The following is a 15,589-nucleotide window of genomic DNA, read 5'->3' as shown; positions in this document are numbered from 1 at the left end:
GTAATCCGTAAATTCAGCGCCGCCACTCTCGGCCAGAACCTTCGTAATCGCGGCCGTCAGTGTTGTCTTGCCATGATCAACGTGACCAATGGTGCCGATGTTACAGTGCGGTTTTGACCGCTCGAATTTTTCCTTCGCCATATTCTTTCTCCGTAGCGAGGTTTATGCCAATTTCGCGCGAACTTCGTCGGCCACAGCTTGTGGCACTTGTTCGTATTGCCCGAAATGCATTGTGAATTGTGCACGCCCCTGGCTCATTGAGCGAAGCGTGTTTACATAGCCAAACATGTTGGCAAGCGGCACCATTGCCGAAATTACGTGAGCATTCCCACGTTGTTCCATGCCGGAAACATTGCCCCGGCGGGAATTCAGATCACCAATAACATCACCCATATAATCTTCCGGGGTGACAACTTCGACCTTCATAATGGGTTCAAGAAGTGCGGGGCCAGCTTTTTGCATGGCTTCGCGGAAGGCCGAGCGCGCTGCAATTTCAAAGGCCATGACTGAGGAGTCAACATCGTGATAGGCGCCATCGATCAAGGTAATCTTAAAATCAATTGCCGGGAAGCCGACCAGAACGCCTGTTTCTTTCGCGCTGTTCAGGCCTTTTTGAACACCTGGAATATATTCTTTTGGCACGTTGCCACCGGTGATTTTGCTTTCAAAAACAAAGCCCTCACCTTTTGCAGGTTCAAATATCATTTTGATGCGGGCAAATTGACCTGAACCACCGGTTTGTTTCTTATGGGTGTAATCAATGATGTGTTCTTTGGTGATGGTTTCACGATACGCTACCTGGGGCGCACCGACATTGGCATCAACCTTGAATTCACGACGCATGCGATCGACAAGAATATCAAGATGAAGTTCGCCCATGCCCTTAATAATGGTCTGGCCACTTTCTTCATCACTGGTGACCCGGAAGGAAGGATCTTCCTGCGCAAGGCGCTGAAGGGCTTGGCCCATCTTTTCCTGATCTGCTTTGGTCTTTGGTTCAACGGCCACTTCGATAACCGGTTCCGGGAATTCCATTCGTTCAAGAATAACCGGATGGGCGGGATCACAAAGGGTATCACCGGTGGTGACATCCTTAAGGCCGGCAATGGCCAGAATTTCGCCCGCACGCGTTTCTTTGACATCTTCGCGTGAATTGGCATGCATCAATAACATACGGCCAACACGTTCGCGCTTGCCTTTAACGGTGTTTATGATGTTCTGGCCTGTTTCTAAAACGCCTGAATAAACCCGGACAAAGGTCAGAGAGCCAACAAACGGATCGGTCATGATCTTGAAAGCAAGGGCTGAGAATGGTACATCATCGCTGCTTTCACGGGATATTTCTTCATCTGTATCGGGATGAATTCCCTTAATGGCCTCAACGTCCGTTGGGGCAGGCAGGTAATCAACAACGCCATCAAGCAGAGTTTGCACGCCCTTGTTCTTGAATGCAGAACCACAGAAAACAGGGACCAAAGCGTTGGAACAGGTTGCCTTGCGAATACAGGCCTTCAAGACATCCATGCTGGGCTCAGTGCCTTCAAGGTACAATTCCATGGCGGCATCATCATATTCAACCGCAGTCTCAATTGCCTTTGAACGATATTCTTCAACACGATCAACCATGTCTGCGGGAACATCTTGTTCTTCAAATTCCGCGCCAAGATCTTCGTCTTTCCAAACGATGGCCTTGTTTTTCAAGATGTCGATAATACCAACGAATTCAGCTTCTGAACCGATGGGCAATTGCAAAACCAGCGGTTTGGCGCCCAGGCGATCAATAAACATATCAACACAGCGATAGAAATCTGCACCGGTGCGATCCATTTTATTGATGAAACAAATGCGCGGTACCCGATATTTATCGGCCTGGCGCCAGACTGTTTCGGATTGTGGTTCAACACCTGCAACGGAATCAAAGACGGCAACGGCACCATCAAGGACGCGCAGTGAGCGTTCTACTTCAATAGTGAAATCAACGTGACCCGGGGTGTCGATGATGTTGATCTGATGATCATCCCACATGGCCGTCGTCGCAGCGGAGGTAATGGTGATGCCGCGTTCTTGTTCCTGCTCCATCCAGTCCATGGTGGCTGTGCCTTCATGCACTTCACCAATCTTGTAGGAGCGACCTGTGTAATAGAGAATCCGCTCAGTGGTCGTCGTTTTACCGGCATCAATGTGTGCCATGATACCGATGTTACGGTAATTACTAAGGGGATTTTCGCGTGCCATTTGTCTTATTCCTGATTTCTGCGCCCTAAAAGGATGCGTCCCCTATTCTACCAACGATAATGCGAAAAGGCCTTGTTGGCCTCCGCCATGCGATGCGTGTCTTCGCGCTTTTTAACCGCGTTACCGCGATTGTTTGCCGCATCCATTAATTCATTACCAAGGCGATCAACCATGGTGTTTTCATTGCGTGCACGGGTGGCATCAATAATCCACCGGATCGCCAATGCCTGGCGGCGATCATTGCGCACTTCAATTGGAACCTGATAGGTGGCACCACCGACACGGCGTGAACGCACTTCAATGGACGGCTTCACATTATCAAGGGCTTCATGGAAAACCTTTACAGGGTCTCCACCGGCCTTTTGTGAAATCGCTTCAAAGGCACCATAGACGATGGTTTCTGCGACGGATTTTCTACCATCGAGCATCAGGCAATTCATAAATTTGCTGACCACAAGATCACCGAACTTGGGATCGGGAAGAATTTCGCGCTTTTCAGCTGCGTGACGACGTGACATCCAGAATCTCCTACTTGGGCCGTTTGGCGCCGTATTTGGAACGACGTTGGCGCCGGTCGCCAACACCCTGGGTGTCGAGCACGCCACGGATGACGTGATAACGCACACCGGGCAGATCCTTGACGCGACCGCCATGAAGCATGACAACCGAATGTTCCTGCAAGTTATGGCCTTCGCCGGGAATATAGCTGGTTACTTCAAAACCATTGGTCAGACGGACGCGAGCGACCTTTCTGAGCGCCGAGTTCGGCTTTTTCGGAGTAGTGGTATAGACGCGGGTACATACACCACGCTTTTGCGGGCACGCTTCCATTGCCGGAACCTTGTTGCGGGCAACAGGCTTGCGGCGTGGCTTGCGGATCAATTGATTGATCGTTGGCATCTCTACCTTCCAAATCCTAAACGACAAAACCTCACAACACAGCCCTTCCGGAGCTATCCCCGGAAAGGGATAAGGTTTTGAAATTAAATAACAAACGAATGTGCAGAACCCTGCGAGCCATTCGTCACCAGCTCATAATGTGGCACCATCAAAAAACAGCACCGGTATTTCGTCAAACTTTGAGGCCGCGTCTAGGATAACGTATCCTACCACCGGCCCCCCAACGGAGCGCGCATACTAGTTTCGGGACAATCAGACGTCAACCGCTTATTTCCCAAAAACCGGGCTTAAAGCAGGTTTTTATTCCCCCTGCTCAAACCCAGCCCGGCCCCCCTTAGGCGCTTTGCTGTTCACCCTCGCCTTCTTCACTTACTTCACCCTCAATTACGGCCTTTTTGGCGTCAATTGCCGCCATTTCACGGTCTCGACCTGAGGCGATCTGCTTGAACTGGTTCATCACAGCCCCTGTCCCTGCCGGGATAAGACGCCCGACAATGACGTTTTCCTTAAGGCCAATCAGGCGATCAACCTTGCCTGATACGGCTGCTTCGGTCAGAACCCGTGTGGTTTCCTGGAAAGAAGCCGCAGAAATAAACGAACTGGTCGCAAGAGATGCCTTGGTTATGCCCTGAAGCACAGGTTCGGCACTGGCCTGTTTAAAGCCATCAGCCTTGGCCTTGGCATTAACAGCCTCAAATTCAAGCCGATCAATGGTTTCACCCGTTAAATAGGTTGTTTCACCCGGATCACCGACCTCAACCTTTTGCAGCATCTGGCGGATAATCACCTCGATGTGCTTGTCGCTGATGCGCACACCCTGAAGCCGATAAACATCCTGAATTTCCCGAACCAGGTACGCGGCCAAAGCCTCGACACCCAAAACCCGCAAGATATCATGGGGAACAGGATTACCATCCATCAGGTAATCACCCTTTTCGACAAATTCACCTTCGCGAACCGAAATATGGCGTTCCTTGGGCAACAGGTATTCCGTGGGCTCACCCTCATCTGGGCGCACCACAATACGGCGTTTGGACTTGTAATCCTTACCGAACTCAACCCGGCCTGGACCTTCGGCAAGCACCGCGAAATCCTTGGGCTTGCGGGCTTCAAACAGTTCCGCCACCCGGGGTAGACCACCCGTAATATCGCGGGTTTTTGAAGATTCCCTGGGAATCCGTGCCAGCACGTCACCAGCATGAACATCCGCACCATTTTCAACACGAAGAATGGCCCCCGGTGACATGAAGTAACGCGCTTCATGGCCATTGGGCAGAATGACAACTTCGCCCTTTTTGTCACGAAGCGTAACGCGTGGCCGTAAATCGGCCCCCTTTGGCAGGGACTTCCAGTCAATCACCTCTTTAGAAGAGATGCCGGTGGTTTCATCAATGGTTTCGCGATAGCTCGTACCGTCATCCAGATCGACGTAATTGGCCACACCGTTACTTTCGGTGATGATGGGAATGGTATAGGGGTCCCATTCCGCCATTTTGTCGCCTTTTTCAATTTGGGCATCCTCTTCAACAAGAAGACGCGCACCATATGGCACTTTATAGCGGGCCTTGATCCGGCCAGAAGAATCTTCCAGCGCGATTTCGCAATTTCGACCCATCACCACAGGGTGACCTTCTGAATCCTGGACCGTATTGCGATTGTTAATGATGACCTTGGAATCAAATGCCGCTTCGACACTGGATTGTTCTGCACCACGCTGGGCCGCGCCACCAATATGGAACGTCCGCATGGTCAACTGTGTCCCCGGCTCACCGATGGACTGGGCAGCCATAACGCCGACCGCTTCGCCAATATTGACCACCGTGCCACGGGCAAGATCACGGCCATAACACTTGACGCAAACGCCCTTTTCACTTTCACAGGTCAGAACGCTTCGAAGCAGAACCTCTTCAACGCCAGCCCGTTCAACAGTATCGACGATTTCTTCGTCCATCACGGTACCCGCCTTGACGACCACATCACCCGACAAGGGATCAATGACATTAAGCGCAGGAACGCGGCCAAGAATTCGTTCGGCCAAAGGCGAGATAACATCACCACCTTCAATAATGGCACGAATGGTCAGGCCATTCTTTGTCTTGCAGTCTTCCTTGACGATGATGGCATCTTGGGCCACATCAACCAGACGGCGGGTCAAATACCCGGAATTGGCCGTTTTCAAGGCCGTATCGGCAAGACCCTTTCGGGCGCCATGGGTCGAGTTAAAGTACTCGAGCACCGTCAAGCCTTCCTTGAAGTTGGAAATAATCGGTGTTTCGATAATTTCACCAGATGGCTTGGCCATCAGACCACGCATACCAGCCAACTGTTTCATCTGGGCTTCAGAACCACGTGCACCGGAATGCGCCATCATATAGACCGAGTTAATGGGCTCACCCGGGACGATCGTTGAAATTGCCTTCATCATTTCCTTGGAAACGGCATCAGTACACTGAGACCAGGCATCAACTACCTTGTTGTATTTTTCACCGTGGGTGATCAGACCATCAAGGTATTGCTGTTCGTATTCTTCGATCCGCACCTGGGTTTCACTGACCAGGGTTTCCTTGGCAGCCGGGATCAAAAGATCATCCTTGCCGAAAGAAATGCCAGCCCTGAATGCGTTGGAGAACCCAAGGGTCATCATCCGGTCACAGAAAATGACCGTTTCTTTCTGACCGTATGAACGATAGACAATATCAATCAAGGTGGAGACTGCACGCTTGGTCAAAACCTGGTTGATGGCATCAAAGCCAATTTCAGGATGACGCGGCAAAATATCAGAGATCAGCATCCGGCCCGGTGTGGTGTCCACTAGTTCCCGAGTTGAATTGCCATCTTTATCAACACCAATATAACGGGCCTTGATCCGTGTATGGAGCGTCACCGCACCTTCATCAATTGCCTTCTGGATTTCGCCCAGATCGGCAAACGCCATGCCTTCACCAATTTCGCCTTCACGCTCCAGCGACATATAGTAAATACCCAGAATAATATCCTGGGTTGGCACAATAATCGGGTTGCCACTGGCGGGGCTTAAGATGTTGTTGGTGGACATCATCAAAACGCGCGCTTCCAACTGGGCTTCCAGTGACAGCGGCACGTGAACGGCCATTTGATCGCCATCGAAATCGGCGTTAAATGCTGCACAAACCAGCGGATGCAGGTTAATCGCCTTGCCTTCTACCAGAACCGGTTCAAACGCCTGGATACCAAGACGATGCAAGGTTGGTGCGCGGTTAAGAAGGACCGGATGTTCCCGAATAACTTCTTCCAGAATATCCCAAACTTCGGGATGTTCCTTTTCCACCATACGCTTCGCAGCCTTGATGGTGGTTGCCAGCCCGTAGAGTTCCAGCTTTGAATAAATGAACGGCTTGAACAACTCCAGCGCCATTTTCTTTGGCAGCCCACATTGATGCAAGCGGAGCGTCGGACCCACCACGATGACAGATCGCCCGGAATAATCCACGCGTTTGCCAAGCAAGTTCTGGCGGAAACGACCCTGTTTGCCCTTGAGCATGTCGCTAAGTGATTTCAGCGGACGTTTGTTGGCGCCGGTAATAACCCGCGCACGACGGCCGTTATCGAACAATGCATCCACAGCTTCCTGGAGCATCCGTTTTTCGTTACGCACAATAATGTCAGGTGCGCGAAGTTCGATCAGGCGCTTCAAGCGGTTGTTGCGGTTGATCACCCGGCGGTACAGATCGTTGAGATCCGATGTTGCAAACCGGCCACCATCCAGAGGCACCAATGGGCGCAATTCCGGGGGAATGACAGGAACAACTTCCAGAATCATCCATTCAGGTTGGGCCTTGGATTCCATGAAATTTTCAATCAGCTTCAAGCGGCGGACATACTTCTTGCGCTTGGCTTCTGATTTGGTTTCATGAAGATCAACACGCACGGTATCGCGTTCAGCCTTGAGATCAAGGACCGACAACATGTCACGAATGGCTTCGGCACCAATGGATGCGCTGAAGGCATCTTCGCCATATTCATCCTGAGCTTCGATGAATTCTTCTTCCGTCAGCAATTGCTGCAGCGTCAGCGGCGTCAAGCCAGGCTCGGTCACCACGTATTGCTCGAAATAAAGAATGCGTTCCAGATCTTTCAAGGTCATGTCCAGCAGCAAGCCAATGCGACTGGGCAGAGATTTCAGGAACCAGATATGGGCAACAGGGCTGGCCAGCTCAATATGCCCCATGCGCTCGCGACGCACTTTGGACAACGTGACTTCGACCCCGCATTTTTCGCAGATAATACCACGATACTTCATGCGCTTGTATTTGCCGCACAAGCATTCGTAATCCTTAATCGGACCAAAAATACGCGCACAGAAAAGGCCATCCCTTTCCGGTTTGAACGTACGGTAATTGATCGTCTCCGGCTTTTTAATTTCACCGAAAGACCATGACCGGATACGTTCCGGACTGGCGATGGAAATCCGCACTTCATCAAAGCTCTGGGGAGCCGTTGCGGGACCAAAGACCTTCATCAATTCGTTCATCAAAGTCTCCTGCTCGTGTTGTCGGGCGATGCCCGGCACAGAACGGGGAATCCCCGTCCTAATTTATCTAAGAACTACAGTTCGTCCTGATTCAATTCTACGTTCAGCCCTAGCGACCGCAATTCTTTAACCAACACGTTAAAGGATTCCGGAATGCCAGCTTCGAACGCATTATCTCCGCGAACGATTGCCTCATAGACCTTAGTTCGACCCGATACATCATCGGATTTCACCGTCAACATTTCCTGCAAGGTATGCGCAGCACCATAAGCTTCAAGCGCCCACACTTCCATTTCACCAAACCGCTGGCCACCAAACTGGGCCTTACCACCAAGCGGCTGCTGGGTAACAAGACTGTATGGACCAATGGAACGGGCATGGATTTTGTCATCAACCAAATGGTGCAGTTTCAACATGTAGATGTAACCCACCGTCACCTTGCGGTCGAAGGTCCGCCCGGTACGTCCGTCAATCACTGTGGATTGCCCAGACGAAGCAAGGCCCGCCTTTTCCAACATCTTAACAATGTCATCTTCATGGGCCCCATCAAAAACAGGGGTCGCCATGGGCACGCCAAAGGTTTCATTCTTGGCCAGCTCGGCAAGTTCATCATCGTTGAACGATGCACCTTCTTCGTCCCAGCTATCGCCGTAAATATTTTTGAATGTATCCTTCAATCCGTCGGAACTTCCGGAACGTTTGTAGGCTTCAAGCGCCGTTTCAATTTGGCGTCCCAGTCCGGCGGCAGCCCAACCAAGATGGGTTTCTAGAATCTGGCCAACATTCATACGCGATGGCACACCCAGCGGGTTAAGAACGATGTCCACGTGGGTACCGTCTTCCAGATAAGGCATGTCTTCGATAGGCACAATCCTGGACACAACCCCTTTGTTGCCATGACGTCCGGCCATCTTGTCACCCGGCTGCATCTTGCGCTTAACAGCAACAAAGACTTTGACCATCTTCATGACGCCAGGCGGCAATTCATCGCCACGCTGGAGCTTATCCACCTTGTTTTCAAAACGGGCTTCAAGATCAGCAATTGATCCATCAAACTGCTTGTTGATGTTTTCAAAAGAAGCCATGATTTTGTCGTCGCTGACGCTGATTTGGCGCAACTGACCCGGCGTTAAATCATTGATAAGTTCTTCTGTGATCTTTGTACCCGCACTGATGTCATTGGGGGCACTCGCAGCGACCTTGCCCAAAAGCAGGCTGGTTAAACGGCCGACATAACCGCGTTCCAGAATGATTTTTTCATCATCCCGATCCTTGGTCAGGCGTTCAATTTCATCCCGTTCAATGGTCAGAGCGCGTTCATCCTTGTCGACACCACGGCGCGAGAACACCCGCACTTCAACCACGGTTCCAGCCACACCTGGGGGCAGGCGCAACGACGTATCACGAACGTCAGAAGCCTTTTCACCAAAGATGGCCCGAAGCAGTTTTTCTTCCGGGGTCATTGGGCTTTCACCCTTAGGAGTCACCTTGCCGATCAAAATATCGCCTGGGTGAACCTCTGCACCGATATAGACAATACCGGCTTCGTCCAGATTACGAAGTGCCTCTTCACCGACATTGGGAATGTCGCGCGTGATGTCTTCCTGACCCAGTTTTGTATCCCGGGCCATCAGTTCGAATTCCTCGATATGGATCGAGGTAAAGACATCGTCACGAACAATGCGTTCGGACAAAAGGATGGAATCTTCAAAGTTATAACCATTCCAAGGCATGAACGCGACCAGCACGTTACGCCCAAGGGCCAGTTCGCCAAGGTTCGTTGAGGGGCCATCAGCAATAATATCGCCCTGGGCCACCCTGTCGCCAACCTTCACCAGCGGACGCTGGTTGATACAGGTGTTCTGGTTGGAACGCTGGAACTTCAGAAGGTTATAGATATCCACGGTCGATGCTGAGGAATCAGTTTCTTCCAGAGCACGAATAACAATGCGGGTTGCATCCACCTGATCAACAATACCCGCACGTTTTGCACCCAGCGCAACACCGGAATCCCGGGCCACAATGCTTTCCATACCAGTACCAACCAAAGGCGCATCGGTTTTAATCAACGGCACCGCTTGTCGCTGCATGTTTGAGCCCATCAATGCACGGTTGGCATCATCGTTTTCCAGGAATGGAATAAGCGATGCGGCCACCGAGACCAACTGTTTGGGGGACACGTCCATGAAGTCGATGTCTTCGGGGCGGGTCATCACAAAATCACCACCACCACGACAACTGACAAAATCGGCAACAAAACCGTAATTATCATCCAGTTCCGCATCGGCCTGAGCAATGGTGTGCTTGCCCTCTTCCATTGCGGAAAGATAAAGCACTTCATCCGTTACCTTGCCGTCCACAACTTTGCGGTACGGGCTTTCGATAAAGCCATATTTATTAACCCGGGCATAGGTTGCCAGAGAATTGATCAGACCAATATTTGGCCCTTCTGGCGTTTCAATGGGACAGATACGCCCGTAATGAGTCGGATGCACATCGCGCACTTCAAACCCTGCACGCTCACGCGTTAACCCGCCTGGGCCCAATGCTGACAAGCGACGCTTGTGGGTGATTTCCGAAAGCGGATTGGTTTGATCCATAAACTGGGAAAGCTGTGAAGACCCAAAGAATTCACGAACCGCCGCTGCTGCCGGTTTTGCGTTGATCAGATCATGGGGCATAACAGAGTCAATATCGACCGAGCTCATCCGTTCGCGGATTGCGCGTTCCATGCGCAAAAGGCCAACCCGATACTGATTTTCCATCAATTCACCAACAGAGCGAACCCGACGATTGCCCAGGTGATCGATGTCATCGATTTCACCCTTACCATCCTTCAAGGAAACCATCATCTTGACCACGGCCAGAATGTCTTCTTTGCGCAAGGTGCGCACCTGATCATCGGTTTCAATGCCAAGTCGTGCATTCATCTTGACCCGGCCAACAGGGGACAAATCATAACGCTCGGAATCAAAGAACAGGCCTCGGAACAAGACTTCTGCCGTTTCCGGGGTTGGTGGTTCACCGGGACGCATAACCCGATAGATATCGGTCAATGCTTCGGCACGGGAGGTGTTTTTATCTGCCGCCAGCGTGTTGCGAATGTAGCCACCGACATTAACGTTATCAATGGCCAGCACGGTGATTTTCTTGGCGCCCGATTCCTTAATGGCATCAAGCTTTTCTTCGTCAAGCTCATCACCGGCTTCGGCAATCACCTCACCTGTGCTTTCATTAATCAATTCAACGGCAATGAAGCGCCCATACAGGTCTTCATCACCAACCAGAATTTCCTTTAAGCCATCGTCTTCAAGCTTGCGCGACGTCCGGGGAGTAATTTTATCACCCTCAACAGCAACGGCCTTGCCTGTTTTGGCATTAATCAGATCGGCTTCCAGTTTAACGCCACGCATGGATTCTGCGTTGAAGGCTGTCTGCCAACCCTTGCTCGTCAAGGTGTAGGGAATGTCATCATAGAAATAAGAAAGAATTTCTTCTGCTGGCATGCCGGTGATTTCGCTCGGCGTCAAACGGGGTTCGTCATCTTTGAGACGCTGTGCACGAACCGCTTCCGTTGCGGTATCATCCAGCGCCATCAAAAGGGTCGTCACGGGCAATTTGCGACGGCGATCAATGCGGACATAGACCAGATCCTTCGCATCGAATTCAAAATCGAGCCATGATCCGCGATAAGGAATGATGCGCGCGGCAAACAGGTATTTGCCCGAAGAATGGGTCTTGCCCTTATCGTGGTCGAAAAACACACCAGGAGAGCGATGCATCTGGGAAACGATGACCCGCTCTGTCCCATTGATCACGAAGGTGCCGTTTTGTGTCATGAGCGGCAAATCGCCCATGTAGACATCCTGTTCCTTAATGTCACGAATGCTGCGCGCCCCGGTATCTTCATCGATATCCCACACCACCAGGCGCAGGGTAACTTTCAGGGGTGCTGCAAAGGTGATGCCACGCTGTTGGCATTCCTCGACATCATATTTAGGCTCTTCGAATTCGTACTGGACGAATTCAAGGGTACCGCGATCAGAAAAATCCTTGATCGGAAAAACTGATTTGAATACTTCCTGCAGGCCCGTATCCGTCCGCTCACGCGGGGGAACGCCCATTTGCAAAAACTCGTCATAAGACGTTTTTTGCATCTCAATCAGGTTGGGCATCGGCACAGCCGAAGGCAAGCGGCCAAAGTCATACCGAATACGTTTACGACCGGTGAAGGATTTCGCCATGGATCAGAGGTCCTTTAGAACGATGCGTTATCTTAGATACTTGATACTAAACACTTTTTCCTGAAATCAGGAAAGGATCACGCCCCCGGCACATTGCCGGGGGCATAAACCAAACTACTTCAGCTCAACAGTGGCGCCAGCGCCTTCAAGCTTTTCCTTGATCGAATCGGCTTCAGCCTTATCAACACCTTCTTTAACTGCTTTCGGTGCTGCTTCGACCAGATCTTTCGCTTCCTTGAGACCCAGGCCAGTAATCGCCCGGACTTCTTTGATCACGTTGATCTTTTTCTCGCCAAAGGAAGCCAGAACAACATCAAAGGTGTCCTTGACTTCGGCTGCTTCGCCGCCGCCTGCAGCAGCAGCTGCTGCTGCAACCGGAGCTGCTGCTGATACGCCCCACTTCTCTTCGAGAAGCTTGGACAGTTCAGCTGCTTCCATAACGGTCAGTGCGGAAAGATCTTCTGCAATTTTTTCAATATCGGCCATTTTATTTCTCCAGTTTAACTTAAACTTCTGTTGGTGGGTGGCTCTAGGCCGCCTCTCCCTGTTCCGAATGGGCTGCAATCACACGAGCAACCTGCCCGCCGGGTGCACTCAGCACACGGGCGATTCTGGTTGCAGGCGTTGACAGCATGCCAACGAGTTTGCCACGAAGCTCATCGAGCGATGGCAGAGACGCGAGCGCCTTGATGCCATCAACATCGAGTGTTTTTCCGTCCAACACGCCACCAGTAATAACCAGCTTTTCATTATCTTTAGCGTATTTGACTGCCACCTTGGCCGCTGCAATCGGGTCTTTTGACGTCGCAATGGCCGTCGGTCCCGAAAACAATGGTGCAAGGTCAGCAAACTTCGTGCCTTCCAGGGCGAGACGTGTAAGCCGATTTTTAGTGACTTTGAAACTGGCCCCTGCTTCGCCCATCTGGCGGCGTAAATCCGTAGATTCAGCAACCGACAATCCGCTTTGATGGGTAACAACCATTAGGTTCGATCCATCAAACAGATCTTTAAGCGAAGCAACCAGATTTTCTTTCTCAGTCCGGTTCACTTGTCGTCTCCTTAGACAATGTCTTTTTGGCAAAATGCCTTAAAGACGTTCCACTTTGGACCCTCGGGATGACCCCGATGGTCCTCTCCCCTGTCCCAGAAGTTCAAGTCCGGGCATAAATGCCAGAACCTCTACTCCCGTCTATGCAGGCGGATACCCCTTAAGCTACGAAAATTCCGCAGCACCTACAGTCTCGGACAGGCGGGCGAAAAACAATTTCGCCCTGCCTCACCCCCTTTGGGGGATGAAATTTCTTAATCCTGGCTCTCGCCCAAGGTCGTTAATTCCAAAGTCAACCCAGGCCCCATGGTCGAGGACAGTGTTGCCTTCTTTACATAGACACCCTTTACACCCGTTGGGCGGGCTTTGATGATGGCGTCATAAAAAGTTCGTACATTCGTCTCTAGGGCATCTTGACCAAAACTTGCCTTGCCAACGATGCCATGAACAACACCGGCCTTTTCGGCCCGAAATTCAACTTGCCCACCTTTGACGGCAGCCACGGCCTTGGCAACATCTTGCGTCACAGTCCCCAGCTTTGGGTTTGGCATCAGACCACGGGGGCCTAAAACTTTGCCCAGCCGTCCAACAACACCCATCATGTCAGGGGTTGCAATGCAGCGATCAAATTCGATCTTGCCGCTCTGGACCTGTTCAGCCAGATCATCGCCACCAACGACATCGGCACCGGCATCTTCTGCCTCTTTGATCTTGTCACCTTTGGCAAACACCGCAACTTTAAGCGTCTTGCCGGTGCCATGGGGCAGGGCAATAACGCCACGAACCATTTGATCTGCATGACGCGGATCAACATTCAGATTGATGGAGAATTCGACGGTCTCATCAAACTTGGCTGTTGCGTGTTCCTTTACCAACTTAACCGCTTCATCGACGTTATAAAATGCGTCCCGGTCAATGCCCTCTTGGGCCTTCTTCGTCCGTTTTCCAAGCTTTGCCATAATCTTATCCTACAACCTCAAGGCCCATGGACCGCGCCGTACCGGCAATGATCTTTGCTGCCTGATCTAAATCGTTCGCGTTAAGGTCCACCATTTTCTTTTCCGCAATCTCGCGCACCTGAGCCATAGAGACCTGGCCAGCAACGACTTTGCCCGCCTCTCCTGAACCCTTGGTAAGCTTTGCTGCTTTCTTGAGAAAGAAGCTTGCCGGTGGCGTCTTGGTTGTAAAAGAAAAACTGCGATCGACATAAACCGAAATGACCACAGGAATTGGCATGCCCGGCTCTAATTTATCAGCCTGGCACTGGGCGTTAAACGCCTTACAGAATTCCATAATATTGACACCCTGCTGGCCCAGCGCTGGCCCAATTGGGGGCGACGGATTAGCCTGACCGGCCGGTACCTGGAGCTTGATATAGCCCTGTATTTTCTTTGCCATTCTCTACCCTTTCAAGGTTTGGACGCTGGCATCATGCCAACCCCCAAGGGGTGCGCGGTGCGGCGCCTTCTGGTCTTCAAAGGCAAACCTCCCGCACGATACCGAAAACGAAAATGCGTTCCCGGGTCTAAATTCCAATCCTCAGCCCTTTTCGACCTGAGAATATTCAAGTTCAACCGGTGTTGCCCGGCCAAAGATTGAAACCGCGACCTTAAGACGGGCGCGTTCTTCATCAACTTCTTCCACCAGACCAGAGAAAGACTGGAATGGCCCATCGCAAACCCGAACCTGTTCGCCGATCTCGAAAGTGACCGACGGTTTTGGCCGCTCGATCCCTTCTTGGACCTGGCGCACAATTTGATCGACTTCCCTTTGGGGAACCGGGCTTGGCCTGTTACCACTGCCCAGAAAACCGGTTACCTTCGATGTTTCCTTGACCAGATGCCACGAGTCATCGGTCATTTCCATCTTCACCAGCACATAACCCGGGAAGAACTTACGCTCTGCGGAAACCTTTGCCCCGCGGCGCATTTCAACCACTTCTTCCACAGGCACAAGGATCTCTTCGAACATGTCGCCCATGTCCTTTTGATCCGCTTGCTCGCGAATGGATTCGGATACTTTTTTCTCAAAGCCCGAATATACGTGAATGACGTACCAATGCTGCGCCATAGTGCCTTGTTCTTCCTACTCTAAATGCCCAAACCCAGGACTGCCTTGATCAGAACGGATAATGCCTGATCAACAATGAGAAAAAATACCGCCGCCACAATCACCATGATGAACACCATCACTGTTGTAATCGTCGTTTCCTTGCGAGACGGCCAGGTGACTTTGCTCACCTCCTGGCGTACTTGCTGAATAAACTGAAACGGTGATGTTTTTGCCATCATGCACCCTGAACCTATACCCAAACCTTTTTGCCAAACTCGGCGAATGCTTACGAACCAATCTCTTAACTGGCCTCTAACTGGCAGGAGCGGAGGGTCTCGAACCCACAACCTCCGGTTTTGGAGACCGGCGCTCTACCAATTGAGCTACGCTCCTTCACAGTGATGGAGCACTCAGCATTCCGACAATTTGCCGGGTGCTGCCTGCGCTCACCGCTACCCTGCTTATTCGATAATTTTAGAGACGACGCCGGCGCCAACAGTGCGGCCACCTTCGCGAATGGCGAAACGCAGTCCTTCTTCCATGGCGATGGGGTTAATCAACGTAACCGTCACCGACACATTATCTCCAGGCATCACCATT

13 protein-coding genes and 1 tRNA gene are annotated in these 15,589 nt (G+C 51.4%); all 14 read right to left on the bottom strand.

Annotation, left to right across the window (positions count from 1 at the left end):
- Positions 1-141, bottom strand: a 141-nt coding sequence (tuf, locus tag HOJ08_05140) for an elongation factor Tu (GenBank protein ID MBT5672817.1), incomplete at its 3' end; no start/stop codon positions are given.
- Between the two features lie 21 nt (positions 142-162).
- On the bottom strand, positions 163-2,235 hold the full coding sequence (gene fusA / locus HOJ08_05135) for an elongation factor G (protein ID MBT5672816.1): 2,073 nt from the start codon (positions 2,233-2,235) through the stop codon (positions 163-165).
- Between the two features lie 47 nt (positions 2,236-2,282).
- A complete protein-coding gene (gene rpsG, locus HOJ08_05130; protein ID MBT5672815.1) occupies positions 2,283-2,753 on the bottom strand; it encodes a 30S ribosomal protein S7 in 471 nt (156 codons plus the stop codon).
- A 10-nt stretch (positions 2,754-2,763) separates the two neighbouring features.
- Positions 2,764-3,135 (bottom strand): 30S ribosomal protein S12, encoded by a 372-nt coding sequence (gene rpsL, locus HOJ08_05125; GenBank protein ID MBT5672814.1) that lies wholly within the window; start codon positions 3,133-3,135, stop codon positions 2,764-2,766.
- 334 nt (positions 3,136-3,469) lie between these two features.
- Entirely contained in the window at positions 3,470-7,645 is a 4,176-nt protein-coding gene (gene rpoC / locus HOJ08_05120) for a DNA-directed RNA polymerase subunit beta' (GenBank protein ID MBT5672813.1), read from the bottom strand.
- A gap of 74 nt (positions 7,646-7,719) precedes the next feature.
- On the bottom strand, positions 7,720-11,889 hold the full coding sequence (gene rpoB / locus HOJ08_05115) for a DNA-directed RNA polymerase subunit beta (protein MBT5672812.1): 4,170 nt from the start codon (positions 11,887-11,889) through the stop codon (positions 7,720-7,722).
- Positions 11,890-12,003: 114 nt separating this feature from the next.
- The gene (gene rplL / locus HOJ08_05110; GenBank protein ID MBT5672811.1) at positions 12,004-12,375 is read right to left on the bottom strand and encodes a 50S ribosomal protein L7/L12; all 372 of its coding nucleotides are present in this window, start codon (positions 12,373-12,375) and stop codon (positions 12,004-12,006) included.
- 43 nt (positions 12,376-12,418) lie between these two features.
- Entirely contained in the window at positions 12,419-12,937 is a 519-nt protein-coding gene (gene rplJ / locus HOJ08_05105; protein MBT5672810.1) for a 50S ribosomal protein L10, read from the bottom strand.
- A 254-nt stretch (positions 12,938-13,191) separates the two neighbouring features.
- Complete coding sequence (gene rplA / locus HOJ08_05100; protein MBT5672809.1) at positions 13,192-13,896, bottom strand: 50S ribosomal protein L1; 705 nt, start codon at positions 13,894-13,896, stop codon at positions 13,192-13,194.
- Between the two features lie 4 nt (positions 13,897-13,900).
- Entirely contained in the window at positions 13,901-14,335 is a 435-nt protein-coding gene (gene rplK, locus HOJ08_05095) for a 50S ribosomal protein L11 (protein MBT5672808.1), read from the bottom strand.
- Between the two features lie 141 nt (positions 14,336-14,476).
- On the bottom strand, positions 14,477-15,007 hold the full coding sequence (gene nusG, locus HOJ08_05090) for a transcription termination/antitermination protein NusG (GenBank protein MBT5672807.1): 531 nt from the start codon (positions 15,005-15,007) through the stop codon (positions 14,477-14,479).
- A gap of 20 nt (positions 15,008-15,027) precedes the next feature.
- A complete protein-coding gene (gene secE / locus HOJ08_05085) occupies positions 15,028-15,225 on the bottom strand; it encodes a preprotein translocase subunit SecE (GenBank protein MBT5672806.1) in 198 nt (65 codons plus the stop codon).
- Between the two features lie 81 nt (positions 15,226-15,306).
- Positions 15,307-15,382: transfer RNA gene (locus HOJ08_05080), tRNA-Trp, on the bottom strand.
- Between the two features lie 68 nt (positions 15,383-15,450).
- On the bottom strand, positions 15,451-15,589 hold a 139-nt coding region (gene tuf / locus HOJ08_05075), incomplete at its 5' end, for an elongation factor Tu (GenBank protein MBT5672805.1).

Source organism: Rhodospirillales bacterium (assembly GCA_018666775.1).
GTDB lineage: Bacteria > Pseudomonadota > Alphaproteobacteria > SMXQ01 > SMXQ01 > JABIXC01.
Note: the sequence above shows the minus strand (reverse complement) of the source record. Positions and strands in the feature narration are given on the sequence as shown.

Coding starts and splice junctions, on each gene's coding strand:
- fusA (MBT5672816.1), bottom strand. CDS start 2,235: ATGGCACGCGAAAATCCCCTTAGTAATTACCGTAACATCGGTATCATG.
- rpsG (MBT5672815.1), bottom strand. CDS start 2,753: ATGTCACGTCGTCACGCAGCTGAAAAGCGCGAAATTCTTCCCGATCCC.
- rpsL (MBT5672814.1), bottom strand. CDS start 3,135: ATGCCAACGATCAATCAATTGATCCGCAAGCCACGCCGCAAGCCTGTT.
- rpoC (MBT5672813.1), bottom strand. CDS start 7,645: ATGAACGAATTGATGAAGGTCTTTGGTCCCGCAACGGCTCCCCAGAGC.
- rpoB (MBT5672812.1), bottom strand. CDS start 11,889: ATGGCGAAATCCTTCACCGGTCGTAAACGTATTCGGTATGACTTTGGC.
- rplL (MBT5672811.1), bottom strand. CDS start 12,375: ATGGCCGATATTGAAAAAATTGCAGAAGATCTTTCCGCACTGACCGTT.
- rplA (MBT5672809.1), bottom strand. CDS start 13,896: ATGGCAAAGCTTGGAAAACGGACGAAGAAGGCCCAAGAGGGCATTGAC.
- rplK (MBT5672808.1), bottom strand. CDS start 14,335: ATGGCAAAGAAAATACAGGGCTATATCAAGCTCCAGGTACCGGCCGGT.
- nusG (MBT5672807.1), bottom strand. CDS start 15,007: ATGGCGCAGCATTGGTACGTCATTCACGTATATTCGGGCTTTGAGAAA.
- secE (MBT5672806.1), bottom strand. CDS start 15,225: ATGGCAAAAACATCACCGTTTCAGTTTATTCAGCAAGTACGCCAGGAG.